The following is a 24,705-nucleotide window of genomic DNA, read 5'->3' as shown; positions in this document are numbered from 1 at the left end:
ACTCCTGGGCCGGTTCTTGAAAGTGCGGGCCGACTGGGGCTGGTCGCGCAGTTCCCCGCGCCCCTGGCCGGGGCGCGAGGGTTACTCGACCCGGTGCAGCGCGTCCGCCGGGCGGAGGCGGGACGCGCGCCAGCCGCCGAACGCGCCGGCGATCAGGCCGCCGGCCACCGCGAGGCCCACCGCGATCGCGATCGTGTCGAGGGCGACGGGTGCCGTGAGGGTGACGTCGAGGGCCTTGGAGGCCGCCTGGCGGGCCGGGCCGCCCAGGCCGCCGCCACCGGGGCCGCCACCGCCGCCGGGACCGCCCGCTCCTCCGCCCGTGGAGGCGAGTTCGGCCTGGAGCGTCGGGCTGATCGCGGTGACGGCGTAGGCGCCGCCGAGGCCGAGGGCGATCCCGAGGACGCCGCCGACCAGGCCGTTGACGACCGCCTCGCCGACGACCTGCCGGGTGACGCGGCCGGACTTCCAGCCGAGCGCCTTCAGCGTGCCGAACTCCCGTACGCGACGGGACACGGCGGAGGAGGTGAGCAGCCCCGCGACCAGGAACGCGGCCACGAGCACCGCGATCGACAGCCACTTGCCCACGTTCGAGGCAAGGTCGGAGGCGGTGGACAGGGAGCCGGAGACGGTGTCCGCGAGGTCGGCCGAGGTCGTGACCGTCGTACCGTCGATGTTCTTCTGGATGGTCGACTTGACGGTGTCGATCTGCTGCGAGTCGGACGCCTTGACGTAGATCGTGGTGACCTTGTTCTTGGAGTCGCTGAGCGTCTGCGCCTGCTTGAGCGGGAGGTAGAGGTTGGCCGCCGCGTCACCGCTGTCGGGGGTCGCGATACCGATGACCTTGTACTTGACGCTCTTGACGGTGACGGTGTCGCCGAGGGCGAGCTTCTTCTCCTTGGCGTAGGACTTGTCGGCGACGACGACCTTCGCGTCGGTCTCGGAGGTCTTGAAGGTACGGCCGCTGGTGATCTTCGAGGAGGTCAGCGGGCCGAGGTCGGGCTTGGTGACGTCCGTGCCGTAGACCGAGTAGTTGTTGACGTCGAAGTCGGCGCCGCCGCCCTCGACGCGGCCCTGCGGGGACTGCTGGGCGCCGGGGCCGCCGCCCTGCTGGTTGCCACCGTCGCCCTGCTGCTGGTCCTGGCGGAACTCGCCGCGCTGGAACTGGCCGCTGACCTTGATGACCTGGAGGCTGAGCCCGCCGACGGCGTCCGAGACGCCCTTCTGCGTATCGACCTCGGAGACCGTGCTCGACGCCAGGGTCTGGAAGCCCTGCACCATGACGCGGTCGCTGCTCTGTTCCTCGTCGGAGTCACCGTCCTGGGCGTCGAACTGGAAGCGCGGGCGCTCGCCCGTGCTCGACTGGGCCGCGGCAGCCTTGGTGACCGTCATGTCCGTGCCCAGCCCGTACAGCGACTGGAGGACCTTGCCCTGTGCCTTCTCCATGCCGGACGACACGGAGCTGACCACGATGACCAGGGCGATGCCCAGGGCGAGTCCGGAGGCGACGACGAGCGCCGCCTTTCTGCGGCGGCGCAGTTCGCGCCTCAGATAGGTGAAGAACATGGCCGCACGGTAGGGACGGCGTGTGATGGAGAGATAAGCCCCGCATAAGAGAAGGATGAGAAGGCTGTTCGGGTCCCCGTAAGGCAGAGGGAACGCCGAGGGCGGCTGCTCGCGTACGAGCAGCCGCCCTCGGGACGGAGATGTTCGGGTCGGCGGTCAGGCGGCCGAACCGGCCTTCCACGCCGCCCAGTCCAGGTTCCAGCCGTTGAGGCCGTTGTCCGGGGCGACGGTCTTGTCACCGGTGTTGCGCACGTCCACGACGTCACCGACGATCGAGTGGCTGTAGAACCAACCGCCCGGGGAGTTCGTGTCGTTGGCGCCCTTGGTGTCCGACAGGCCCACGCAGCCGTGGCTGGTGTTGACGCTGCCGAAGATGGACTTGGCGCCCCAGTAGTTGCCGTGGATGAACGTGCCGGAGTTCGACAGGCGCATCGCGTGCGGAACGTCCTTGATGTCGTACTCGCCCTTGCCGTCGTCGTCCGTGAAGCCGACGGTCGCGCCGTTCATCCGGGTCTCCTTGAACTTCTCGGAGATCACCATCTGGCCTTCGTACGTCTTGTTCTCGGGCGAGCCGGCCGAGATCGGGATGGTCCTGATCGTCTTGCCGTCCTGCGTGACCTTCATCGTCTTCGTCTTGGCGTCGACGATCGAGACCTGGTTGCGGCCGATCTTGAAGGTGACCGTCTTCTGCTGGACGCCGTACACGCCGTCGGCGCCCTCGACGCCGTCGAGGTTCAGCTTCAGGGTGACGGTGGAGTTGCCCTTCCAGTACTCCTCGGGGCGGAAGTCCAGGCGCTGGGCGTTGAACCAGTGGCCGACGACTTCCTGGCCGCTCGTGGAGGAGACGGTGATGCCCTTCTGGACGTCCGCCTTGTTCGTGATCGCCTTGTCGAAGTTGATCGAGACCGGCATGCCCACGCCGACGGTGGAGCCGTCCTCGGGCGTGAAGTTGCCGATGAAGCTGTTGGCCGGGGAGACCGTCGTGAACGACGCGTTCTCGTGGGCGGCGCGGCCGGCCGAGTCCTTGGCCGTCGCGGCGATCTTGTAGGCGGTGGCGCGCTCCAGCTGTCCGCTGGGCTTCCAGCTCTTCTTGTCGGCGGATATCTCGCCCTCGACGGCGGCACCGGCCGACGTCTTCATGGTCACATCACTCAGCGTGCCCTTGGTCACAGTGACCGCGGCGGCGTTGTTGATGGAGGCGTTGTCCGAACCGTCCTTGGGCGTGATCTTGATCTGGGCCTCGGACGTCTTCTTCGCCGCGGCCTCGTCGACCTTGGACTGCGAGGAGCCGTCGCCCTCGTCGTCGCCCTTGGGGTTGTCGCCGCCCCCTCCGCTGCACGCAGAGAGCATCAGCACCCCGCCGAGCAGTGCGGACGCGACCGTCAAGCCCTTGCGCCGCTTACTGTCCGTCATCACACGCTTCTCCATCGTTGCCGAATCCCCTGAACCACGAGAGTCCCCGTAACACCAATTAACGCTACGACCGGTTCGTCCCGTTCCACATCCCTCACGGGTGTGGGGCATGCCACGTCGTTCCACGGGGATACGCCTGGTGCGGGTGTCGGTCAGTGCGCTGTGTGAGACGACAGAACCCCGGGTGGCGGTTGCCGCCCGGGGTCACGAATTACCCGGGTGGCGTCAGCCGGTCACCGCATGACCGTCCGAGGCGTCGTCCGAGGCGCCATCATCCTCGTCCAGGTCCCAATCCGGCGAATCGGGGTCGTAGTCGATGTGCTCGCTGCTCCACGAGGCCTGGGCGAGTTCGACCCCGGGCACGTCCGCGACCAGGTCGAACGGGTCGACGAGATACGCGAGAGCCTCGGCCGTGTTGTGCGTCACGGTGCTCTCGGCGTGGGCCCGTTCGTCGCCCGGGATCTCGGAATCCTCGGCCATGCGGCCGAGCGCCGCCTTGGTCAGCGCGTTCTCGTCGTCGACCTCGACGACCAATTCGACGTGCAACCGCACAAAACGTGATGTCTCAGGTGTGCTCATACGTGGGAGCGTACGACTCCTGGCGACCGTGACTTTCCCGTGACCCGCACCTTTCACTAACATCGCCCCACACGGCCAATTCGCCAGCGTCGCAAGGGGATCGATATTCCGTGTCCGCACGTCGATCGTTGCTGACCGCCACCGCCGCGGGGACCCTCCTGGGTGCCCTGTGGTTCGTCCCGTCCGCCAAGGCGACGGACGACATGCCGGCGGAGCACAGAGCACGGACCACGACCACGACGGTGGTCCGCACCGCGGCACACACCTCCACGGACACGTCCGCGGAGGCCGCCACCGAGGAAACCGGCACGGCCGACGACACGACCACCGAGGAGACCCAGACCCGCCTGGCCGACACGGGAAGCTTCGACACGACCCCGTACGTGGCGGGCGGCACGCTGTTCCTGGCCCTGGGGGCGGGGTTCGTCGTGTACTCGGTGCGCAGGGAGCGCATGACGGAGTTCTGAGCCCCGTAAGGGGCGCGGGGGACTGCGCGGCCAACCACGACGAACCCGCGGCCGCCGTACGGCAGATCCCCCACCCCGTCAGGCGTCAGGCGGACCGACGCCCACCACCGGACTGCCCACCGCGCGTACGCGCCGCCGCGGAACCGCCGCGCCCACGCGAGGCCGCCACCGCACCGGACCCGGTGCGGGCACCGCCGCCACCGGACCGCGTACCGGCGGAACGTGTACCGGCGGCAGCCGCGCCGCGGCCACCTCCGCCGCCACCCCGCCGCGCCCGCGGCTTTCCCTGGGAGGGCTGGGGTGTCGTGGGCTCCGGTACGGGGATGACGACCGGGACGCCCGACGGCTCCCGTGCGCCGGTGATCCGGACGAGTTCCTCGTCGCTGGACCTGACGCGGGCCGTGTGCGGGTTGATGCCCGCGTTGGCCATCAGCTGGGTCATGTCCCGCTTCTGCTCCGGCAGGACCAGCGTCACGACGCTGCCGGACTCCCCCGCGCGGGCCGTACGGCCGCCGCGGTGCAGGTAGTCCTTGTGGTCGGTCGGCGGGTCGACGTTCACGACGAGGTCGAGGTCGTCGACGTGGATGCCGCGCGCCGCCACGTTGGTGGCCACGAGGGCGGTCACCTGACCGGTCTTGAACTGGTCGAGCGTGCGGGTGCGCTGCGGCTGGGAGCGTCCGCCGTGCAGGGCCGAGGCGCGTACGCCGCTCGCGAGCAGCCGCTTGGTGAAGCGGTCGGCGGAGCGCTTGGTGTCGACGAAGAGGATCACGCGCCCGTCACGGGCGGCGATCCGCATCGCGACGGCCTTCTTGTCCGTCTCGTCGGCGACGTGCAGCACGTGGTGCTCCATCGTCGTCACCGCGCCCGCGGAGGGGTCGACGGAGTGCACGACGGGGTCCGTGAGGTACATCCGCACGAGCCGGTCGATGTTCTTGTCCAGGGTCGCCGAGAACAGCATGCGCTGGCCGTCCGGCTCGACCTGGTTCAGGAGACCGATGACCTGCGGCATGAAGCCCATGTCGGCCATCTGGTCGGCCTCGTCGAGGACGGTGATCGACACCTGCGCGAGGGTGCAGTCGCCCCGGTCTATCAGGTCCTTGAGGCGCCCCGGCGTGGCGACGAGCACCTCGGCACCGCGCCGCAGCAGCGCGGACTGCTTGCCGATGGAGAGCCCGCCGACGACGGTCGCGAGGCGCAGGTTCACGGCCGTGGCGTACGGCGTGAGCGCGTCGGTGACCTGCTGCGCGAGTTCGCGCGTGGGCACCAGGACGAGCGCGAGCGGCGCCTTGGGCTCGGCGCGGCGGCCCGCGGTGCGGGCGAGCAGCGCGAGGCCGAAGGCGAGGGTCTTGCCCGAGCCGGTGCGGCCCCGGCCGAGGATGTCGCGCCCGGCGAGGGAGTTGGGCAGGGTCGCGCCCTGGATCGGGAAGGGGTCGGTGACACCCTGGGCGCTGAGGGTCTTGCCGAGCGCGGCCGGCATGTCCAGCGCGTCGAAGGACTCGACGGAGGGCAGCGCGGGCGTGAGCGTCTGCGGCAGGGTGAACTCGCGCGGCGGGGCGGCCGGCGCGACGGGCTTCTTGCGTACGTTTCTGCCGCCGCCGTTCGCGGGGGCCGCAGGGCCTCCGCCGCGTGTGCCACGAGAGCCGCGGGAACCCCGGGAATTCACCGGGCGTTGGCCGGCGGGTCGTTCAGGACGTTCGGATCGAGTCATGCTGGATCTGGAATTCCTTCCTGGGCCGCACGGTTCCCCGTGCTGTCACGGATTCCGTGTCATTCACGGATTCCGTGCTCAAGGGCACACGGACAGCACAAGCCGGGGCCCGCACCCGAAGGTGCGGACCCCGGCTCGCGTGATGCGCGTCCCGGAATTAGGCGGGAACGATGTTCTCCGCCTGCGGGCCCTTCTGGCCCTGCGTGACGTCGAAGGAGACCTTCTGGCCTTCCTGCAGCTCACGGAAGCCAGAGGTGGCGATGTTGGAGTAGTGGGCGAAGACGTCGGCGCCGCCGCCGTCCTGCTCGATGAAGCCGAAGCCCTTTTCGCTGTTGAACCACTTCACGGTGCCAGTAGCCATGTCATTTCTCCTTGGATAGGTGTGTGGCTCCCATCCGGAAATGACCGGAAAAACAAAACGCGCCTGAGAGAGAATCCTTTCAGGCGCACAAGTTAATGGGTACCAAAAACGTTTCGCTATGAACCCTAGCACACGAACTGGCGGGGCCGCCGTGACGAACACGACACACGACAGCCCTCACCCATTCGCACCGGATGTCCGTCAGGCCAGCGGGCCCGTCACCGCCTCCACGGCCGCGACCAGGTGGCCGCCGCGCACGAAGGCGTCCGCCGCGGCGAGGTCCGGGGCGAGGAAACGATCCGGCCCGGGGCCGGCCACTCCGGCGGCCCGGACGGCGGCGATGACGGCCCGCGAGGCCGGCGCGGGCGTGAGCCCGGCGCGCAGTTCGACGGCGCGCGTGGCGGCGTACAGCTCGATGGCGACGATCCGGGTCAGGTTGTCGACGGCGGTACGGAGCTTGCGGGCGGCCGACCAGCCCATCGAGACGTGGTCCTCCTGCATGGCGGAGGACGGGATGGAGTCGGCGGAGGCCGGTACGGCGAGCCGCTTCATCTCGCTGACCAGGGCGGCCTGCGTGTACTGGGCGATCATCAGGCCGGAGTCGACGCCGGCGTCGTCCGCGAGGAAGGGCGGCAGGCCGTGCGAGCGGTTCTTGTCGAGGAGCCGGTCGGTGCGGCGTTCGGCGATGGACCCGAGGTCGGCCGCGACGACGGCGAGGAAGTCCAGCACGTACGCGACGGGGGCGCCGTGGAAGTTGCCGTTCGACTCGACGCGCCCGTCGGGCAGGACCACCGGGTTGTCGACGGCGGAGGCCAGCTCACGGTCGGCGACCAGCCGGGCGTGGTCCATGGTGTCGCGCCCGGCGCCCGCGACCTGCGGGGCGCAGCGCACGGAGTACGCGTCCTGGACCCGCGGCGCGTCGTCCTGGTGGTGCCCGGTGAGTTCCGAACCCTTCAGCACGGCCAGCATGTTGGCGGCGCTGGCGCCCTGGCCGGGGTGCGGCCGGACGGCGTGCAGTTCGGGCGCGAGGACCTTGTCGGTCCCGAGGAGCGCCTCCAGGCTGAGGGCGGCGGTGATGTCGGCGGACTTGTAGAGGGTGTCGAGGTCGGCGAGGGCCATGACCAGCATGCCGAGCATGCCGTCGGTGCCGTTGAGGAGGGCCAGCCCCTCCTTCTCGCGCAGTTCGACGGGCTCGATGCCGTGCGCGGCGAGCAGTTCACCGGCCGGGCGGACCACACCGTCCGGACCCTCGGCGTCCCCCTCCCCCATCAGGGTCAGGGCGCAGTGGGAGAGCGGGGCGAGGTCGCCGGAGCAGCCGAGCGAGCCGAACTCGTGGACGACCGGGGTGATCCCGGCGTTGAGGACGTCGGCCATGGTCTGCGCGACGGACGGGCGGACGCCGGTACGGCCGGAGCAGACGGTCTTCAGCCGCAGGAACATCAGGGCCCGTACGACCTCGCGCTCGACGCGCGGCCCCATCCCGGCGGCGTGCGAGCGCACGATGTTGCGCTGCAGCTGGGCCCGCAGTTCCGGGCTGATGTGCCGGGTCGCGAGGGCTCCGAAGCCGGTGGAGACGCCGTAGACGGGCTCGGGTTTGGCGGCCAGCGCCTCGACGATCTCGCGGGCCGCGGCGAGCGCCGCCACCGCCTCACCGGAGAGCTCGACCCGGGCGTCGTCGCGCGCCACGGCCAGCACGTCGGACGCGGTGACCCCGCTCGTCCCCACCACCACAGAGTGCATATCCATATTCAGGAGCGTACGCAGTGAATGCGGTGGTGTCACTAGCGGGTACCGGGTTGGGTCCTTACAGGCCCTTGCATCTGCGTCCCTCCCGAGGCTCCGCGCGCGGCCTACCGCCGACCCCGGAACCGGCGCCGTTCGGCCGCCGCGGGCGGGGGCGTGTCGGCGAGGCGTACGACGGGATCGTCGGGGCCCTCGCGCCCGGCGACGACGGGCTTCGTGGCGCGTACGGCCTTGGCGCGGTACTGGGCCGCGTCGGCGAGGCGGAAGAGGCGGCGGGCCGAGCGGACGGGCCCGAGGGGATCCCCGGTCGAGGCGATCCCGCACGCGACCCCCTCGCCCAGCTCCAGCTCACCGGCGCGGCGGCACAGCTCCTCGGCGACGCGGACCACCTCGTCGGCGGCGGGCCCGACCGCGACCAGGCAGAACTCGTCACCGCCGAGGCGGGCGGCGAGCGTGCCGGGCAGCATCGCGCCGCACAGGGACAGCACCGACCCGAAACGTTCGAGGAGCCGGTCGCCGACGGCATGCCCCCGGGTGTCGTTGACGCGCTTGAGCCCGTTCAGGTCGCACACCACCAGGCTCACGACCACGCCCCGCGCGCGATGGCACTCGATGGCCTCGTCCAGGCGCATGTCCACGGCCCGGCGGTTGGCCAGACCGGTGAGCGCGTCGGTGAAGGCGAGCCGCCGCGCCTCCTCCAGCCGTTCGGTCTGCGCGATCCCGGCGGCGACCACGGAGGCGAGGACGGTCGCGAAGTCGGCGTCGGCCCGGCCGAAGACGGGCGCGCCGACCGACCGGGCGACATACAGCTCGCCCCAGGCGCGCCCGTGCAGCACGATCGGCGCGACGACGCAGCAGCCGCGTCCGCGCCGCCGCAGTGCGGCCACCCTCTGATGGCAGTACTCGGCGCCCCCGATGGCCGGACCGTCCGCCGTCTCGACCCAGGCGTTGGGCTCCCCGCCACCCACCCATCGCTCGTGGAGAAATTCGGTGATCTCGGGAAACTGATGCACCGGATACGTCTCCGACTCCGGGAACTCCTCCTCGCCCGGGGCCCGCTCCCCCGCGTTCACCAGGACCCGCAGCCGCCCCAGTTGCCGCTCCCACACGGACAGCGCGGCGAAACTCCCGCCGAGCGCCCGGCGGGCCCCGTCCGCCGCCGCGCGCCACGACTCCCGCGGGGCGTGCGCGGCGGCCATGCCCTGCGCCAGCGACACCACGGCCCTCAGTCGCACATCGTCACCACCCATTACCCTAGGTTAGATAGGTTTGTACGACTTTGAGAGGTCGACGCGGCGAACAGGGGTTCCGTCGCGGACGGCCCGCTGAGATGATCGCCCCGGAAGTTAACTCACGTTAACCGCTACCCGGGGAGCATGGACATGACGGAGCAGGACTCGACGCGACGGTTCGGGGAGTACGTGGCGGTGCGCCACCACGCCTCGTACGTCGCGGAACTCTCCCTGGACCGGCCCAAGGCCATGAACGCCGTGTCGTCCGCGATGGCCCGCTCGATCGCCGCGGCGTGCGAGGCGCTGGCCGCCGACCCACACGTACGCGTGGTGGTGCTGACCTCGACCCACGAGCGGGCGTTCTGCGTCGGCGCCGACCTCAAGGAGCGCAACTCCCTCACGGACGCCGAGCTGGTCCGTCAGCGCCCTGTCGCGCGGGCCGCCTACACCGGGGTGCTGGAGCTCCCGATGCCCACCGTGGCCGCCGTGCACGGCTTCGCACTGGGCGGCGGTTTCGAGCTGGCCCTGGCCTGCGACCTGATCGTGGCGGACGGCACGGCGGCGGTGGGCCTGCCCGAGGTGTCGGTCGGCGTCATCCCCGGCGGCGGCGGCACGCAGTTGCTGCCGCGTCGGGTGGGGGCGGCGCGGGCCGCCGAGCTGATCTTCTCGGCACGGCGGGTGGGGGCCGCGGAGGCGCGGGAGCTGGGGCTGGTCGACGTGCTGGTCGACGACGGTCAGGACCGCACGGAGGCGCTGGCGCTGGCCGCGCGCATCGCCGGCAACTCGCCCGTGGGGCTCCGTGCCGCCAAGCGCGCGCTGCGGCTCGGCCACGGGCTCGATCTCCGGGCCGGCCTGGAGATCGAGGACGCGGCGTGGCGATCGGTCGCGTTCTCGGGGGACCGGGCGGAGGGGGTGGCGGCATTCAACGAAAAACGCCGCCCGGAGTGGCCCGGGGAGTAGTTTCCTCGCCCCCGCCGCCGCCCGGGTCGGCGACCACGCCCCCAGCCCCGCCGGACGCCCTCTGCGTTCCGATCGTGGGCCTCTGCCTGGACAGCGACACCCCGTAAAGGGCGGCGAGCCCTCAGCCCCGCCGGCTCATCAGCCACGGCTCGACCACGCCGAGCCCACGCACCGCCCGCTGCCACATCGGCTGGAGCCCGAAGCGGTACGCCGGCGGCTCCTCGCCCTCCTTCTCCGCGGCGACGGCCTCCTCGACGGCCACGGCCTCGGAGGCGGGCGCGTCGCCCGTGCGGATCAGCTCCTCCGCGAACGCCCCGTCGACCAGGACCGCGTCCTTGGGAGCTATCGACGTCAGCCGGGAAGCGAGGTTCACGGTCGTACCGAACACATCGCCCATGCGCGTGGTGACCGTGCCGAAGGCGATGCCGACGCGCAGCTCCGGCATCGTCTCGTCGTTGGCCATCGTCTCGATGAGGCGCAGCGCGATCTCGGCGGCGATCCCCGCGTCGTCGGCGGCGTACAGCACCTCGTCGCCCAGGGTCTTGATGAGCCGTCCCCCGTGCGCGGCGACGAGGTCGGCGGCGGTCGTCTCGAAGGCCTCGACGAGTTCGCCGAGCTCCTCCTCCTCCATGCGACGGGTCAGCCGGGTGAAGCCGACGAGGTCCGCGAAGCCGACGGCCAGGCGCCGGTCCACCATCTCCTCGTCGTCCGCGGCCTGCACGACCCGCCCCGTCGCGGCGGCGAGCTGGCGCCGCCAGACGTAGATCAGGAACTCCTCCAGCTCGGGCAGCAGCAGCTCGATCAGGGGGTACGTGACCTCGGTACGCGTCATGCCCGGCTCGGGCGGCTCGGTGAGGCCCTCCAGGAACGAGTCGATCTGCCACTCGGCCAGCCGGGCCGTGGTCTGGCCGGTGGACCGGGCCACCTGGACCGCCATGGCCTCGCTGAGCAGCCCCGCCTCGACGAGACCTGCCAGTCGCCGCAGGGCCAGTACGTCGGCCTCGGTCAGCGCCTTGGCCTGGCCGATGTCGGCGAAGCCCATGGCCCGCCAGAACCGGGAGGCCAGCTCCATGGAGACACCCGCGCTGCGGGCCGCCTGGAAGGGGGTGTAGCGGCGCTCGGCGCCGAGGATGAGCTGTTCGAGCCGGAGCGCGAGCGGATCGTCGTCGGACTCGGCGGCGGGCTGGTCGGTCCTGCCGTCCTGCCCGCCCGTCCGGGCGCTCTGCACGTCTGTGCGGTCGTCCCGCACGTCCGCCCGGCCGTTCTGCACGTCGGTCCGGCCGTCCTGCGCGTCCACTGGGTCCTGTTCCTGTTCCTCTTCCTCCACGCGCGCGTGGAGCCCGGTGCGGTCGACCCGCGCGGGCGCCGTGTCGGCGACAGACCTGGCGGCACGCCCGGGATCCCCGTCGGAGGCGGGGTCACCCGTGCCCGAACCGCTGTCGTCGACCGTCACGCCTGCTGCCCTTTCGATCTGCCGCGGTCAGGTATCGACCGGCCTCAACTCTACGGCAGGTGTGCTGTGGCTCACTCCCGACCGCCGAGGCCGGACGGCCCACGACCCGCTCCGTCCACGTACGTCCGGTGGTCCCCTCCCGGCCCGCTCCCTGTCGTACGGCCCGGCTGCGCCCCTTGCTCACCACCAGCGCGAACAGGCGGCCGGCGCGGAGAACGCGCGGAACGCCCCGCGTACCCCACCGAACGCGTCCGTCACCCGTTTCCAGGTGATCCCACCGGACGCGTCCGTCACTCGTCCCCCGGGGATCCCGCCGGGCGCAGGTGCACGATGTCTCCGGCGCCCACGGGCTGCTGCACCCCTTCCGCGGTGGCCAGTACCAGCCGTCCGTCGCCGTCGAGGGCGACCGCCTCCCCGGCGATCGACCTGTCTCCGGGCAGTTCGGCGCGCACCTCCCGGCCGAGCGTCGCGCAGCCGGCCGCGTAGGTGTCCTGCAGGCCGGACGCGGCGGGATCGCCTCCCACACTCCGCCATTTCTCGAACCACTGTTCGAGTGAGCGGAGGACGGTCCGCAGGATGGTGTCCCGGTCGGTGGTCGCCGCGCCCGCGAGGGCGAGCGATCCGGCGCCCGGCACGGGCAGCTCGTCGGCGCGAAGCGTGACGTTGATGCCGATGCCGACGACGACCGCGTCGGCCCCGGCGCGTTCGGCGAGGATGCCGCCGACCTTGCGTTCCACGCCGTCGACCGTCACCAGCAGGTCGTTGGGCCACTTCAGGGCCGTGTCCACGCCGGCCGACCGGGAGAGGCCCGTCGCCGTCGCGACGCCGGCGAGCAGCGGCAGCCAGCCCCACCGCTCGACGGGGACGCCGGTGGGCTTCAGCAGCACGGAGAAGAAGAGGCCCGAGCGGGCGGGCGCCGTCCACCGCCGGTCGAGGCGCCCCCGTCCGGCGTGCTGTTCCTCGGCGATCAGCACCGCGCCCTCCGCCGCCCTGCCGTCCGCGGCGAGGGCGACGAGGTCGGAGTTGGTGGAGCCGGTACGGGCCACCACCCGCACGTCGGACCAGAGGCCCGCGCGCCCCCCGTCGCGCACGAGCGCTCGGCGCAGCGCCACGGCGTTGAGCGGCGGACGGTCCAGGTCGGACCACGGATTGCTGTGCGCGTCGCTGTTCGCGTCTGAGTCATCTCGCGGCGTCATGCAACCCACCCTAGGTGTGGTAAACGCCGCACTGCCGATCGGTAGGCACGCCACTACGCTACGGATGAGTAGCCGATCCCCCATCTGAGCCCAACCCCCTTCTGAGCACCTCACCCTCACGTCCCCACTGAGCAGGCAGGGAGCCGCATCCCGATGTCCGAGCCGGAACAGCAGCACGAGACCGACATCCACACCACCGCGGGCAAGCTCGCGGATCTGCGGCGCCGCATCGACGAGGCGACGCACGCCGGCTCGGCGCGTGCCGTCGAAAAGCAGCACGCCAAGGGCAAGTTGACGGCTCGTGAGCGGATCGAGCTGCTGCTGGACGAGGGCTCGTTCGTCGAGTTCGACGAGTTCGCCCGGCACCGCTCGACGGACTTCGGCCTGCAGAACAACCGCCCGTACGGGGACGGGGTGGTGACCGGCTACGGCACGGTGGACGGCCGTCCGGTGGCCGTGTTCTCCCAGGACTTCACCGTCTTCGGGGGCGCCCTCGGCGAGGTCTTCGGCCAGAAGATCATGAAGGCGATGGACTTCGCTCTGAAGACCGGCTGTCCGGTCATCGGCATCAACGACTCGGGCGGCGCCCGGATCCAGGAGGGCGTGGCGGCGCTCGGCATGTACGGCGAGATCTTCCGCCGCAACACGCACGCCTCGGGTGTGATCCCGCAGATCAGCCTGGTCGTCGGCCCGTGCGCGGGCGGCGCGGTCTACTCCCCCGCCATCACCGACTTCACGGTGATGGTCGACCAGACCTCGCACATGTTCATCACAGGCCCGGACGTCATCAAGACGGTCACCGGCGAGGACGTCGGCTTCGAGGAGCTGGGCGGCGCGCGCACCCACAACGCGGTGTCGGGCGTGGCCCATCACATGGCGGGCGACGAGAAGGACGCGATCGAGTACGTCAAGTCGCTGCTGTCCTACCTCCCGTCGAACAACCTCAGCGAGCCGCCCGCCTTCCCCGAGGAGGCGGACCTGACCACGACGGACGAGGACCGCGAGCTCGACACGCTGATCCCGGACAGCGCGAACCAGCCGTACGACATGCACACGGTGATCGAACACGTCCTGGACGACGCCGAGTTCTTCGAGACGCAGCCGCTGTTCGCGCCGAACATCCTCACCGGCTTCGGCCGCGTGGAGGGGCACCCGGTGGGCATCGTCGCCAATCAGCCGATGCAGTTCGCGGGCTGCCTGGACATCGACGCGAGCGAGAAGGCGGCCCGCTTCGTGCGCACCTGCGACGCCTTCAACGTCCCCGTCCTCACCTTCGTGGACGTCCCCGGCTTCCTGCCGGGCGTCGACCAGGAGCACACCGGCATCATCCGCCGGGGCGCCAAGCTGATCTACGCCTACGCCGAGGCCACCGTCCCCCTGATCACGGTCATCACCCGCAAGGCCTTCGGCGGCGCGTACGACGTCATGGGCTCCAAGCACCTGGGCGCGGACCTCAACCTGGCCTGGCCGACCGCGCAGATCGCCGTGATGGGCGCCCAGGGCGCGGTGAACATCCTGCACCGCCGCGCCATCGCCGCCACCCCCGAGGCCGAGCAGGAGGCGACACGGGCCCGGCTGATCCAGGAGTACGAGGACGCGCTCCTCAACCCCTACACGGCGGCCGAGCGCGGTTACATCGACGGGGTGATCCTGCCCTCCGACACCCGCTCCCACGTCGTACGCGGCCTGCGGGCGCTGCGCACCAAGCGGGAGTCCCTGCCGCCGAAGAAGCACGGCAACATCCCCCTCTAGTACGCAGTACGCAGCCCGCCCGGCAACGCGGGTAGGACGCCTGGTGAACGCCGGTCGAGAACGGGAGCGGACATGAACATCAAGGTCGTACGGGGCAATCCGACCCCCGAGGAGCTGGCCGCCGCCCTGGCGGTGGTCAGAGCGCGCGCCGCGGCGGTGGAGACACCCCCGCCCGGCGCGACGAGGAACAGGGACGCGTGGTCGGACCCGTCCCGCCTGGCCCAGACGCGCTTGCCGGCCCCGGGCCCCCAGTCCTGGTCCCACACCTTCTGGCCCAGGTAGGGCCCCAGGCGGCCCGCGGTCAAAGAACCTCCGCGACGGCTTCGGCCATCACCCGATATCCCGCGTCATTCGGGTGCAGGTGATCGCCGAAGTCGTAGGCGCCGAGCAGTTCGTCAGGCGCGGCAGGATCGTGGAGCGCCCGGTGGAGGTCGACCACGACGTCGTACTCCCCCGAGCCCCGGACCCACTCGTTGAACGCGTGGCTCACCTTCGCCGCCCGCTCCCCCCAGTGGTCGGACTTCCCGAAGGGCAGCAGCGTCGCCCCGGCCACCCGCAGCCCGCGTTCCCGCGCCTGCCGTATCAACTCCCGGTGTCCCGCGACCAGTTCATCGAGCTCGATCAGCGGCGCGGGCCGGTACGTGGGCTCCGCCGCCGCCTCGCTGAACCCGATGTCGTTGAGCCCGAGCAGCACGACGAGGGTGTCGACGCCGGCCAGGGAGAGCGCATCCCGTGCCAGCCGGTGGACGCCCTTCTCCCCGTACCAGGCCGAGTCGTTGAGCAGCAGGTTGCCGCCGATCCCGGCGTTGAGCACGGGCCGCCCGGTGCGCGCGGCGAGGGCGTCGGACCATCTGCGGTTCGCGCCGGGCGTGGACCCGAACCCGTCGGTGATCGAGTCGCCGAAGAGCGCCACGCCGTCCGTGCGCCCGGCGGAGACGTCGACCGCGGTCAGGAAGTACCAGGACTCGTCGCTCTCGCCGAAGCCCGCGCCGGCGGTGTCCGCCAGGAGGTCGCCCGCGCCCCGGTAACTGGTCGCGAAGGCCTGCGCGTGGAAGGTGGCGGGTCCGGTGACGGCGTCCAGGTGGAGTGTGACGGTCACCGACTCCCCGGCCGCCACGGCCAGCTCGGCCGCGTCGCCGACGATCTCCCCGCGCGCCGGGATCTCGACGGACGCGCCCCCGCCGAAAGCGAGCCGCACCGGCGCGGACCGCAGGGCGGCACCGGCATCGGCACCGAGGGCCGTACGGGCGAGGGTCGCGCCCGCGATCCGCAGTGGCGAGGTCCCGTACACGTTCGAGAGGCGGATACGGACGCGGTCGCCGCCCGCGGTGAGGCGGACGACCTGGCGCAGGGACTGGCGCCAGAAGCCCTCCTGCGACCAGTTGGGGGTGAAGCCGGTGCTGGGCGACTGCGGAGAAGCGGTCCAGGCGGTGGTGAACACAGCGGTTCCCTCCAGTTCCTCAAGGGGCTCCTAATGGGATCAGAGTCCCTTTAGCGATACCGGGAACGGTAGCAGGGAGTGGACCATTAACGGAACCAGCGACCCTTTTACTCAAGATGAGTACGCGTACTCAGGCGTCCGCGGGCGCGCCGGAGCCACGATCGGAGACATGCTGTGGTCCGACCCGGAGAACGAGCCGCCGAAGGAGCTGCGCGACATGCAGGACATGTTGCGGCGGCTCGGCGTTCTCATCGCCCTTGCCGTGGTCTTCGCGATGATCATCCTCGGCCTCATGTGAGACCGGCCGACAGCGGCTGGATACGCTGGCCGCATGACTGATCAGCCGCGCCGCAGGCTCGTTCTCGCCTCCCAGTCCCCCGCCCGCCTCGGACTGCTGCGGCAGGCCGGACTCGACCCCGAGGTCCTTGTCAGCGGGGTCGACGAGGACGCCGTGACCGCCCCGACCCCCGCCGAACTCGCGCTCGCCCTCGCCGAGGCGAAGGCGTCCGTGGTGGCGGCACGGCCCGAGGTCATCGGCGCCCTGGTGATCGGCTGCGACTCGGTACTGGAACTGGACGGCGTGGCGTACGGCAAGCCGGTCGACGCCGAGGAGGCGACCTCGCGCTGGAAGTCGATGCGCGGCCGGGCGGGCGTCCTGCAGACCGGCCACTGCGTGTGGGACACGGAGGCGGGCCGTCACACCTCGGCCGTGGCGTCCACGGTCGTCCGCTTCGGCGAGCCGACCGACGCGGAGATCGCCGCGTACGTCGCCTCGGGCGAGCCGCTGCACGTCGCCGGGGCGTTCACGTTGGACGGCCGCTCGGCCCCGTTCGTCGACGGCATCGACGGCGACCACGGCAACGTCATCGGCCTCTCGCTGCCCCTGGTACGCCGCCTGCTGGCCGAACTGGACGTGAACATCACGGACTTGTGGACCCCACGGGAGACGTGACGGGTGCCGGACGCCCCCGCCGGGTCGCGGTGGGTCAGGAGACCGAAGACGTGCGCGGGGGAGGCAGGATGCCGTCACCGGCAGCCCCGGTGCCACCGGCGTTTCCGGCACCGCCGGGCCCTTCGGGACCACCCGGCCCCTCGGCGCCCCCGGGCCCTTCGACGCCACCAAGTCCCTCGGCCCCACCGGGGTCCGCCGGGCCGTCAGGCTCCCCGGGGCCGCCGGGGCCCGCGTCGGACCTCGTGGCCTCCAGCCGGTCGTACGTCATGAAGATCAGCACGATCAGGCCCAGTACGACCATCATGAACGCGAACGCGCCCCAGCCCACCAGCCCGACGGCGAACGCGCCGAGCAGGGCGTGCACCACCGCCGCGCTGATCAGCAGGATGCGGCCGAGGCCCGCGGGCGCCCGGTCACGCAGGCCGACGCGCAGCGCGGTGAAGCCGCAGAGCGCGAAGTAGAGGCCGAAGACCAGCCCGGCGACCTTCGACGACGTGGACATCACGTCCGGGTCGAGCCCCGCCAGGGACATGTCCTGCCGGTCGACGACGACACCCATGAACCAGTTGACCCACGCGATGCCCACCGCCTCCACGAAGAGCACGATCGCGGTCACAAACGCCACCGGTCTGCGGACCACCGGCCCCCACCCACTTTCGACTTCCGCCCGAGCAGGGCCCTGTTACCTCAAGTATCCGTACGCCAGCGAGCACGCTACTAACGAGTAAACCCAGGTACAAGGGATCCGCGGAGGGCAAAGAATCGTTGGGCCATTCGTAGGGTCTCCACAAAGAAACCGAGTGGCGCGCAGCACGGACACACAGAGACCTTGACCACACCGGAGAGCTAGGGTTCAGGGCAAGGCCCCTGCGTACCGAGGTACGGCAAGGGAAATCGCGGGCGAGCAGGCCTTGTATCACGCTCCGTGTGGGCAAGCTCACCATCGGGGACGGGTCGAAACGACGTGTCGGCAGTCCCTAAACTCGGCTTGTTTCAAGGAGAGGGAGCCAACGTGCGCAAGGTGTTGATCGCCAACCGTGGCGAAATCGCTGTTCGTGTCGCCCGGGCGTGCCGAGACGCTGGCATCGCGAGCGTGGCGGTGTACGCCGAGCCGGACCGGGACGCACTGCATGTGCGGGCCGCGGACGAGGCGTTCGCGCTGGGCGGTGACACCCCCGCGAGCAGTTACCTCGACATCGCCAAGGTGCTGCAGGCCGCCAAGGACTCCGGGGCGGACGCGATCCACCCCGGCTACGGCTTCCTCTCGGAGAACGCCGACTTCGCCCAGGCCGTGCTGGACGCCGGCCTGACCTGGATCGGCCCGCCGCCGCAGGCGATCCGCGACCTCGGTGACAAGGTCGCGGCCCGGCACATCGCGCAGCGCGCGGGCGCTCCGCTGGTCGCCGGTACGCCGGACCCGGTGCCCGGTGCCGACGAGGTCGTCGCCTTCGCCCGCGAGCACGGTCTGCCCATCGCGATCAAGGCGGCCTTCGGCGGTGGCGGCCGTGGTCTGAAGGTCGCCCGCACCCTCGAAGAGATCCCCGAGCTGTTCGACTCCGCGGTGCGCGAGGCCGTCGCCGCCTTCGGCCGCGGCGAGTGCTTCGTGGAGCGCTACCTCGACAAGCCCCGGCACGTGGAGACCCAGTGCCTGGCCGACTCCCACGGCAACGTGGTGGTCGTCTCCACCCGGGACTGCTCCCTGCAACGCCGCCACCAGAAGCTGGTCGAGGAGGCACCCGCGCCGTTCCTCTCCGACGCCCAGGTCGCCGAGCTGTACGCGTCCTCCAAGGCGATCCTCAAGGAGGCCGGGTACGTCGGCGCCGGCACCGTCGAGTTCCTGGTCGGCGCGGACGGCACGATCTCCTTCCTGGAGGTCAACACCCGTCTGCAGGTCGAGCACCCGGTCACCGAGGAAGTCTCCGGCATCGACCTGGTCCGGGAGATGTTCCGGATCGCCGACGGCGAGGAACTGGGCTACGACGACCCGCCGCTGCGCGGCCACTCCTTCGAGTTCCGCATCAACGGCGAGGACCCGGGACGGGGCTTCCTGCCCGCCCCCGGCACGGTGACCACCTTCGCCTCGCCGTCGGGTCCCGGCGTGCGCCTGGACGCGGGCGTGGAGTCCGGCTCGGTGATCGGCCCGGCCTGGGACTCGCTGCTCGCCAAGCTGATCGTCACCGGCGCGACGCGCGAGCAGGCCCTGCAGCGGGCCGCGCGCGCTCTGGCGGAGTTCACCGTGGAGGGCATGGCCACGGCCATCCCCTTCCACCGCGCGGTGGTCGCCGACCGGGCCTTCGCACCCGAGCTGACCGGTTCCGCGGACCCCTTCACGGTCCACACGCGCTGGATCGAGACCGAGTTCGTCAACGAGATCCCGGCCTTCACCGCTTCGGCGGACACCGACGCGGAGGACGAGCCGGGCCGTGAGACCGTCGTCGTCGAGGTCGGCGGCAAGCGCCTCGAGGTCTCCCTGCCGATCTCGCTCGGCATGTCCCTGGCCCGTACGGGACTCGCGGCGGGGGCCAAGCCCAAGCGGCGCGCGGCCAAGAAGTCCGGCCCGGCCGCCTCCGGCGACACCCTCGCCTCGCCCATGCAGGGCACCATCGTGAAGGTGGCCGTCGAGGAGGGCCAGGAGGTCAAGGAGGGCGACCTGATCGTGGTCCTGGAGGCCATGAAGATGGAACAGCCCCTGAACGCCCACCGCTCGGGCACCGTCAAGGCCCTCGCGGCAGAGGTCGGCGCGTCCCTCACCTCGGGCGCGGTCATCTGCGAAATCAAGGACTGACACCGGCCGTCACACCGACGGGGCGCGCCTCACGGGGCTCGCCCCGTCAGTGCTTTCCAGGGACGCGGGGCGCCTTCCAAAGGCACGGGGACGTCTTTCAGGGGCGCGGGGAACTGCGCAAACGGCCACACCGACCCACAGCACCCGTCCGACCGCCCCACGCCAGACGTCAGACGTCAGACGAATTCGGTCATCGGGCCGGCCACACCCGCGCTGCAGGACGCAAGAGAGGTCAGGCAAACCATGGCCAACCCCCCGGCAGGGATGCGCGCGGACGCCCGCCGCAACCACGACCGCCTGGTCACCGAGGCAAGGGCCACGTTCGCCCAGAACGGCACCGACGCCTCCCTTGAGGACGTGGCGAAACGCGCGGGCGTGGGAATCGGCACCCTCTACCGCCACTTCCCCAACCGGCACGCCCTGCTGAACGCGGTCTTCGCGGACGCGGTCAGCGACCTGCTGAGCCGCTCACGCGAACTTCTGGACGCATCGAATCCGTGCACGGCGCTCGTGGAATGGCTGCGCGCCGTCATCACTCATGCGAGTGAGTACCGCGGACTGTCACGCGCGCTCATGTCGGCCTCGCACGACGACGCCTCGGCGCTCGCGCAGTGCAGTGGCCCGATGCGCGAGGCGGGCAGCGCCCTGCTCTCGCGCGCGCAGCAGGCAGGCTCCGTACGCACCGGTGTCGCCATCGGTGATCTGCTTCAGCTGACCAACGCGATCGCGCTGGCCGCCGAAGAGACCCCGGGCGACCCGGAGTTGGCCGACCGCCTGCTGGCACTGACGCTGCGGGGCCTCAAAGCCTGACACTCTGACGTACGAGCCGGACCTGTGAGTCTGACGTACGAACTGGACCGCCGTCCGTCAGCACCACTCCGTTGTCCGTCAGCACCACTCCGTTGTCAGCGTCTGCGCATATCGGCGACCCGCGCCCGCTCGCTCTGGCCCTGGTCGCCCAGCACCGCCGCGGCGCTGCGCAACTGCGGTCCCGCCCCGGGCACCTGGCCGCGTCGGGGGCCGGGCAGCGGCACGTCCCGGCGTGGCGGCTGGCGCCCCGCCGGGACCGTATCGCCGCCCGAACCACCCGCTCCCGCCACCGCGATCTGTACGCCCTGGTCGGCCAGGGCCTGCAGTTCGGTGGCCGCTCGGTCGTCCTGGGCCGGTGGCTCGTCCGTGACCAGGCGGGTGATCACATCGGTCGGCACCGTCTGGAACATCGTGTCGGCACCGAGCTTGGTGTGATCGGCCAGGACGACGACCTCGGCCGCCGCCTGGACGAGCGCGCGGTCGACCGAGGCCGACAGCATGTTGGAGGTGGACAGCCCCCGTTCGGCGGTGAGCCCGCTTCCCGACAGGAAGGCCCGGGAGACCCGCAGCCCCTGGAGGGACTGCTCGGCCCCGCTGCCCACCAGGGCGTAGTTGGAACCGCGCAGGGTGCCGCCGGTCATCACGACTTCCACACGGTTGGCATGGGCCAGCGCCTGGGCCACCAGCAGGGAATTGGTGACGACGGTCAGCCCCGGCACCCGCGCGAGCCGGCGAGCCAGCTCCTGCGTGGTGGTTCCCGCCCCCACCACAATGGCCTCGCCCTCTTCGACGAGACCCGCGGCGAGGTCGGCGATGGCCGTCTTCTCGGCGGTCGCGAGATGAGATTTCTGCGGAAAGCCGGACTCCCGCGTGAACCCGCCCGGCAATACCGCACCGCCATGTCGGCGGTCGAGGAGTCCTTCTGCCTCCAGTGCGCGCACGTCCCGCCGTACGGTCACTTCGGAGGTCTGGACGACGCGGGCGAGCTCACGGAGCGACACGGCTCCATTTGCTCGCACCATTTCGAGGATCAATTGACGACGTTCTGCAGCGAACACGAAACTGACAGTAACCCCAACGACCGTCTGCTTTCAGCAGTTTGCGCCGAATAACAGAAGTTGTTCGCATGGCACTACCCGGAGTGGTATACGCGCCTAATCCAGGCGCCTATGCCGCACGAATGGTCGGCGACTCCGCGTGACCGGAGGGGCGGCCGGTCCGTGTGACCAGCGGGAAACCGTCCGGGGCACCGCTTTCGACTCCTCCGGGAGGTCGGTTTCAGGCCCCCGCGCCGGGCTCAGCCCTCGCCCGTGGACTTCCGGGTGTGCAGCTGACGGGCCACCTCGGCGATCGAGCCCGACAGGGACGGATAGACGGTGAAGGCCTTCGCGATCTGCTCGACGGTCAGGTTGTTGTCGACGGCGAGCGAGATCGGGTGGATGAGTTCCGAGGCGCGCGGCGCGACGACCACACCGCCGACGACGATCCCGGTGCCGGGGCGGCAGAAGATCTTCACGAAGCCGTCCCGGATGCCCTGCATCTTGGCGCGCGGGTTGCGCAGCAGGGGCAGCTTCACGACCCGGGCGTCGATGACACCGCTGTCGACCTCCGACTGCGAGTAGCCGACGGTGGCGATCTCGGGGTCGGTGAAGACGTTCGAGGAGACCGTCTTCAGATTGAGCGGGGCGACCGCGTCGCCGAGGAAGTGGTACATGGCGATCCGGCCCTGCATGGCGGCCACGGAGGCGAGCGCGAAGATCCCGGTGACGTCACCGGCCGCGTACACGCCGGGGGCCGTGGTCCGGGAGACCTTGTCGGTCCAGATGTGCCCGGACTCCTGGACCTTGACCCCGGCCTCCTCCAGGCCCATGCCGTCACTGTTGGGGATGGCACCGACGGCCATCAGGCAGTGCGAGCCGGTGATGACGCGGCCGTCGGCGAGCGTCACCTCGACCCGGTCGCCCACCCGCTTGGCGGACGCGGCGCGCGAGCGGGCCATGACGTTCATGCCGCGCCGCCGGAAGACGTCCTCCAGGACGGCCGCCGCGTCCGGGTCCTCGCCCGGCAGCACGCGGTCGCGGCTGGAGACGAGCGTGACCCGCGAGCCGAGCGCCTGGTACGCGCCGGCGAACTCGGCGCCGGTGACACCGGACCCCACCACGATGAGCTCCTCGGGGAGCTCGTCCAGGTCGTAGACCTGCGTCCAGTTCAGGATCCGCTCGCCGTCGGGCTGCGCGTCGGCCAGTTCACGGGGGTGCCCGCCGGTCGCGATGAGCACGGCGTCGGCGTCGAGCGTCTCCTCGCTGCCGTCCGCGGCCCGTACGACGACCTTGCGGGAGCCGTCCAGGGCCTGCATGCCCTCCAGCCGGCCGCGTCCGCGCAGCACCCGGGCCCCGGCACGCGTCACGGAGGCCGTGATGTCGTGGGACTGGGCGAGCGCGAGGCGCTTCACCCGGCGGTTGACCTTGCCGAGGTCGACGCCGACGACGCGCGCGGGCTGGTCGATGTGCGGGGTGTCGTCGGCGACGATGATCCCCAGTTCCTCGTACGAGGAGTCGAAGGTGGTCATCACCTCGGCCGTCGCGATGAGGGTCTTGGACGGCACGCAGTCGGTGAGCACCGACGCACCGCCCAGGCCGTCGCAGTCGACGACGGTCACCTCCGCGCCGAGCTGCGCGGCCACCAGGGCCGCTTCGTATCCGCCGGGTCCGCCGCCAATGATCACGATCCGAGTCACGTACTCCATTGTCCCGCACGCTTCAAGGTGCTTCCGCACGGGGGCGCTGTCCGGGTGTCGCGGGCGGGCGATCCAGGGTGGCACGGGTGTGCGATACGGGGCCGTGGTTACGGGAGAGTCACATGGGTTCGCTGCCGTACCCTCGGTCCCATGTCGCTCTACGCCGCGTACGCCGGCAATCTCGACCCGCGGCTCATGACGCGCCGCGCTCCCCACTCGCCGCTGCGCGCCACGGGGTGGCTCAACGGCTGGCGGCTGACGTTCGGCGGCGAGCACATGGGCTGGGAGGGCGCGCTGGCCACGATCGTCGAGGCCCCGCGGTCGCAGGTCTTCGTCGCGCTGTACGACGTCGCTCCCCCGGACGAGGAGTCGCTGGACCGCTGGGAGGGCGTCGGCCTCGACGTCTACCGGCGGATGCGCGTACGGATCCACACGCTGGAGGGCGAGGAGTCGGCGTGGCTGTACGTCCTCAACGGTTACGAGGGAGGGCTCCCCTCGGCCCGCTACCTCGGCGAACTGGCGGACGCGGCGGAGTCGGCGGGCGCCCCGCACGACTACGTGATGGAACTGCGCAAGCGCCCCTGCTGATCCCCGAGGGACCACGGGACGCGTCCCGGAACGCGCCGTCACCGGGCTTCGTGGGAAACGACAAGACAACGATCGCAAACCCGTGACCATCAACATCTACGCGCGTAGGCCGCGAGCGGCTACCCTCATGCGCGTGAACGCATCTCTTCTTCCGGACGACATCCAGGGCGACCCGTACGCCGCCGCCGACGCCGCCGCCGCGCGCCTGCGGGAACTCTCGGGCACCGAGACCCACGACGTCGCCCTCGTGATGGGCTCCGGCTGGGCGCCGGCCGTGGACGCCCTCCGCGATCCCGAGGCCGAGTTCCAGGTCACCGAGCTGCCCGGCTTCCCGCCGCCCGCGGTTCAGGGGCACGGTGGCGCGGTCCGCTCGTACCGGATCGGCGAGAAGCGGGCCCTCGTATTCCTGGGCCGCACCCACTACTACGAGGGCCGCGGGGTCGCCGCCGTCGCGCACGGCGTCCGGACGGCCGTCGCCGCCGGCTGCAAGACCATCGTGCTGACCAACGGCTGCGGTGGGCTGCGCGAGGGCATGCGGCCCGGTCAGCCGGTCCTCATCAGCGACCACATCAACCTGACGGCGACGTCCCCGATCGTCGGCGCGAACTTCGTCGACCTGACGGACCTGTACTCGCCGCGGCTGCGGGCGCTGTGCAAGGAGATCGACGCGACGCTCGAAGAGGGCGTGTACGCGCAGTTCCCCGGCCCGCACTACGAGACGCCCGCGGAGATCCGGATGGCCCGGGCGATCGGCGCGGACCTGGTCGGCATGTCGACCACGCTCGAAGCGATCGCCGCGCGGGAGGCGGGGGCGGAGGTGCTCGGCATCTCCCTCGTCACCAACCTGGCCGCGGGGATGACGGGCGAGCCCCTGAACCACGAGGAGGTGCTCCAGGCGGGCCGGGACTCGGCGACACACATGGGAGCGCTCCTCACCCAGGTCCTGGACCGCTTGTAGTTTCCCG

General features: G+C 71.1%; 23 protein-coding genes. 10 read left to right on the top strand and 13 right to left on the bottom strand.

Annotated features, from left to right (window positions below; genetic code table 11):
- Positions 1-81: 81 nt before the first annotated feature.
- The 3 genes from K3769_RS15280 to K3769_RS15270 form a co-directional block, all read right to left on the bottom strand.
- Entirely contained in the window at positions 82-1,563 is a 1,482-nt protein-coding gene (locus K3769_RS15280; protein WP_267026976.1) for an ABC transporter permease, read from the bottom strand.
- Positions 1,564-1,719: 156 nt separating this feature from the next.
- Positions 1,720-2,991, bottom strand: a complete 1,272-nt coding sequence (locus K3769_RS15275) for a L,D-transpeptidase (protein ID WP_267026975.1) — start codon at positions 2,989-2,991, stop codon at positions 1,720-1,722.
- 210 nt (positions 2,992-3,201) lie between these two features.
- The gene (locus K3769_RS15270) at positions 3,202-3,555 is read right to left on the bottom strand and encodes a hypothetical protein (RefSeq protein ID WP_267026974.1); all 354 of its coding nucleotides are present in this window, start codon (positions 3,553-3,555) and stop codon (positions 3,202-3,204) included.
- Positions 3,556-3,665: 110 nt separating this feature from the next.
- Here K3769_RS15270 and K3769_RS15265 point away from each other — a divergent pair, with 110 nt between their 5' ends.
- Positions 3,666-4,022 carry an LAETG motif-containing sortase-dependent surface protein gene (locus tag K3769_RS15265; RefSeq protein WP_267026973.1) on the top strand — a complete coding sequence of 119 codons (357 nt, stop codon included), beginning with the start codon at positions 3,666-3,668 and terminating at the stop codon, positions 4,020-4,022.
- 85 nt (positions 4,023-4,107) lie between these two features.
- On the opposite strand, the gene K3769_RS15260 is transcribed toward K3769_RS15265, so the two are convergent.
- The 4 genes from K3769_RS15260 to K3769_RS15245 form a co-directional block, all read right to left on the bottom strand.
- Positions 4,108-5,730 carry a DEAD/DEAH box helicase gene (locus K3769_RS15260; protein WP_267026972.1) on the bottom strand — a complete coding sequence of 541 codons (1,623 nt, stop codon included), beginning with the start codon at positions 5,728-5,730 and terminating at the stop codon, positions 4,108-4,110.
- Positions 5,731-5,887: 157 nt separating this feature from the next.
- Positions 5,888-6,091 carry a cold-shock protein gene (locus tag K3769_RS15255; RefSeq protein ID WP_003969786.1) on the bottom strand — a complete coding sequence of 68 codons (204 nt, stop codon included), beginning with the start codon at positions 6,089-6,091 and terminating at the stop codon, positions 5,888-5,890.
- Positions 6,092-6,292: 201 nt separating this feature from the next.
- On the bottom strand, positions 6,293-7,831 hold the full coding sequence (gene hutH / locus K3769_RS15250; RefSeq protein WP_267031390.1) for a histidine ammonia-lyase: 1,539 nt from the start codon (positions 7,829-7,831) through the stop codon (positions 6,293-6,295).
- 110 nt (positions 7,832-7,941) lie between these two features.
- Positions 7,942-9,084: a GGDEF domain-containing protein gene (locus tag K3769_RS15245; protein WP_267026971.1), complete on the bottom strand. Its 1,143-nt coding sequence runs from the start codon at positions 9,082-9,084 to the stop codon at positions 7,942-7,944.
- Positions 9,085-9,216: 132 nt separating this feature from the next.
- Here K3769_RS15245 and K3769_RS15240 point away from each other — a divergent pair, with 132 nt between their 5' ends.
- On the top strand, positions 9,217-10,026 hold the full coding sequence (locus K3769_RS15240; protein ID WP_267026970.1) for an enoyl-CoA hydratase/isomerase family protein: 810 nt from the start codon (positions 9,217-9,219) through the stop codon (positions 10,024-10,026).
- Between the two features lie 121 nt (positions 10,027-10,147).
- Here K3769_RS15240 and K3769_RS15235 read toward each other — a convergent pair whose 3' ends face one another.
- The gene (locus tag K3769_RS15235) at positions 10,148-11,254 is read right to left on the bottom strand and encodes an adenylate/guanylate cyclase domain-containing protein (protein WP_372515149.1); all 1,107 of its coding nucleotides are present in this window, start codon (positions 11,252-11,254) and stop codon (positions 10,148-10,150) included.
- 515 nt (positions 11,255-11,769) lie between these two features.
- Complete coding sequence (locus K3769_RS15230) at positions 11,770-12,675, bottom strand: biotin--[acetyl-CoA-carboxylase] ligase (RefSeq protein WP_267026968.1); 906 nt, start codon at positions 12,673-12,675, stop codon at positions 11,770-11,772.
- 153 nt (positions 12,676-12,828) lie between these two features.
- Between K3769_RS15230 and K3769_RS15225 the strand changes: the two genes are divergently transcribed.
- Entirely contained in the window at positions 12,829-14,427 is a 1,599-nt protein-coding gene (locus K3769_RS15225; protein WP_267026967.1) for an acyl-CoA carboxylase subunit beta, read from the top strand.
- Between the two features lie 72 nt (positions 14,428-14,499).
- Positions 14,500-14,709, top strand: coding sequence for an acyl-CoA carboxylase epsilon subunit (locus K3769_RS15220; protein ID WP_267026966.1), 210 nt, complete (start codon positions 14,500-14,502; stop codon positions 14,707-14,709).
- A 19-nt stretch (positions 14,710-14,728) separates the two neighbouring features.
- Here the strand turns inward: K3769_RS15220 and K3769_RS15215 are convergent, their stop codons facing one another.
- Positions 14,729-15,868: an SGNH/GDSL hydrolase family protein gene (locus K3769_RS15215; protein WP_267026965.1), complete on the bottom strand. Its 1,140-nt coding sequence runs from the start codon at positions 15,866-15,868 to the stop codon at positions 14,729-14,731.
- A gap of 169 nt (positions 15,869-16,037) precedes the next feature.
- Here K3769_RS15215 and mmpB point away from each other — a divergent pair, with 169 nt between their 5' ends.
- The gene (gene mmpB, locus K3769_RS15210; protein WP_267026964.1) at positions 16,038-16,166 is read left to right on the top strand and encodes a morphogenic membrane protein MmpB; all 129 of its coding nucleotides are present in this window, start codon (positions 16,038-16,040) and stop codon (positions 16,164-16,166) included.
- A 33-nt stretch (positions 16,167-16,199) separates the two neighbouring features.
- Positions 16,200-16,820, top strand: a complete 621-nt coding sequence (locus tag K3769_RS15205; protein WP_267026963.1) for a Maf family protein — start codon at positions 16,200-16,202, stop codon at positions 16,818-16,820.
- Positions 16,821-16,854: 34 nt separating this feature from the next.
- Here K3769_RS15205 and K3769_RS15200 read toward each other — a convergent pair whose 3' ends face one another.
- On the bottom strand, positions 16,855-17,460 hold the full coding sequence (locus K3769_RS15200; protein WP_267026962.1) for a hypothetical protein: 606 nt from the start codon (positions 17,458-17,460) through the stop codon (positions 16,855-16,857).
- A gap of 372 nt (positions 17,461-17,832) precedes the next feature.
- Here K3769_RS15200 and K3769_RS15195 point away from each other — a divergent pair, with 372 nt between their 5' ends.
- Complete coding sequence (locus K3769_RS15195; protein ID WP_267026961.1) at positions 17,833-19,605, top strand: acetyl/propionyl/methylcrotonyl-CoA carboxylase subunit alpha; 1,773 nt, start codon at positions 17,833-17,835, stop codon at positions 19,603-19,605.
- Positions 19,606-19,848: 243 nt separating this feature from the next.
- Positions 19,849-20,415: a TetR/AcrR family transcriptional regulator gene (locus K3769_RS15190; RefSeq protein WP_267026960.1), complete on the top strand. Its 567-nt coding sequence runs from the start codon at positions 19,849-19,851 to the stop codon at positions 20,413-20,415.
- A 95-nt stretch (positions 20,416-20,510) separates the two neighbouring features.
- Here the strand turns inward: K3769_RS15190 and K3769_RS15185 are convergent, their stop codons facing one another.
- Together K3769_RS15185 and K3769_RS15180 are read right to left on the bottom strand one after the other, a co-directional pair.
- Positions 20,511-21,473: a DeoR/GlpR family DNA-binding transcription regulator gene (locus K3769_RS15185; protein ID WP_267026959.1), complete on the bottom strand. Its 963-nt coding sequence runs from the start codon at positions 21,471-21,473 to the stop codon at positions 20,511-20,513.
- A 239-nt stretch (positions 21,474-21,712) separates the two neighbouring features.
- Positions 21,713-23,161, bottom strand: coding sequence for an NAD(P)H-quinone dehydrogenase (locus K3769_RS15180; protein ID WP_267026958.1), 1,449 nt, complete (start codon positions 23,159-23,161; stop codon positions 21,713-21,715).
- A gap of 141 nt (positions 23,162-23,302) precedes the next feature.
- On the opposite strand from K3769_RS15180, the gene K3769_RS15175 reads away from it, so the two are divergent.
- A complete protein-coding gene (locus tag K3769_RS15175; protein ID WP_267026957.1) occupies positions 23,303-23,740 on the top strand; it encodes a gamma-glutamylcyclotransferase family protein in 438 nt (145 codons plus the stop codon).
- A 133-nt stretch (positions 23,741-23,873) separates the two neighbouring features.
- A complete protein-coding gene (locus K3769_RS15170; protein WP_267026956.1) occupies positions 23,874-24,698 on the top strand; it encodes a purine-nucleoside phosphorylase in 825 nt (274 codons plus the stop codon).
- Positions 24,699-24,705: the final 7 nt, after the last annotated feature.

The organism is Streptomyces ortus, assembly GCF_026341275.1.
Taxonomy (GTDB): domain Bacteria; phylum Actinomycetota; class Actinomycetes; order Streptomycetales; family Streptomycetaceae; genus Streptomyces; species Streptomyces ortus.
This window is presented reverse-complemented; position numbering and strand designations above follow the sequence as displayed.

What these genes read in the sequence shown, in the direction of transcription:
- K3769_RS15280 (WP_267026976.1), bottom strand. Translation starts at nt 1,563, where the DNA reads ATGTTCTTCACCTATCTGAGGCGCGAACTGCGCCGCCGCAGAAAGGCG.
- K3769_RS15275 (WP_267026975.1), bottom strand. Translation starts at nt 2,991, where the DNA reads ATGGAGAAGCGTGTGATGACGGACAGTAAGCGGCGCAAGGGCTTGACG.
- K3769_RS15270 (WP_267026974.1), bottom strand. Translation starts at nt 3,555, where the DNA reads ATGAGCACACCTGAGACATCACGTTTTGTGCGGTTGCACGTCGAATTG.
- K3769_RS15260 (WP_267026972.1), bottom strand. Translation starts at nt 5,730, where the DNA reads ATGACTCGATCCGAACGTCCTGAACGACCCGCCGGCCAACGCCCGGTG.
- K3769_RS15255 (WP_003969786.1), bottom strand. Translation starts at nt 6,091, where the DNA reads ATGGCTACTGGCACCGTGAAGTGGTTCAACAGCGAAAAGGGCTTCGGC.
- hutH (WP_267031390.1), bottom strand. Translation starts at nt 7,831, where the DNA reads ATGCACTCTGTGGTGGTGGGGACGAGCGGGGTCACCGCGTCCGACGTG.
- K3769_RS15245 (WP_267026971.1), bottom strand. Translation starts at nt 9,084, where the DNA reads ATGGGTGGTGACGATGTGCGACTGAGGGCCGTGGTGTCGCTGGCGCAG.
- K3769_RS15240 (WP_267026970.1), top strand. Translation starts at nt 9,217, where the DNA reads ATGACGGAGCAGGACTCGACGCGACGGTTCGGGGAGTACGTGGCGGTG.
- K3769_RS15230 (WP_267026968.1), bottom strand. Translation starts at nt 12,675, where the DNA reads ATGACGCCGCGAGATGACTCAGACGCGAACAGCGACGCGCACAGCAAT.
- K3769_RS15225 (WP_267026967.1), top strand. Translation starts at nt 12,829, where the DNA reads ATGTCCGAGCCGGAACAGCAGCACGAGACCGACATCCACACCACCGCG.
- K3769_RS15220 (WP_267026966.1), top strand. Translation starts at nt 14,500, where the DNA reads ATGAACATCAAGGTCGTACGGGGCAATCCGACCCCCGAGGAGCTGGCC.
- mmpB (WP_267026964.1), top strand. Translation starts at nt 16,038, where the DNA reads ATGCTGTGGTCCGACCCGGAGAACGAGCCGCCGAAGGAGCTGCGCGAC.
- K3769_RS15205 (WP_267026963.1), top strand. Translation starts at nt 16,200, where the DNA reads ATGACTGATCAGCCGCGCCGCAGGCTCGTTCTCGCCTCCCAGTCCCCC.
- K3769_RS15190 (WP_267026960.1), top strand. Translation starts at nt 19,849, where the DNA reads ATGGCCAACCCCCCGGCAGGGATGCGCGCGGACGCCCGCCGCAACCAC.
- K3769_RS15180 (WP_267026958.1), bottom strand. Translation starts at nt 23,161, where the DNA reads ATGGAGTACGTGACTCGGATCGTGATCATTGGCGGCGGACCCGGCGGA.
- K3769_RS15175 (WP_267026957.1), top strand. Translation starts at nt 23,303, where the DNA reads ATGTCGCTCTACGCCGCGTACGCCGGCAATCTCGACCCGCGGCTCATG.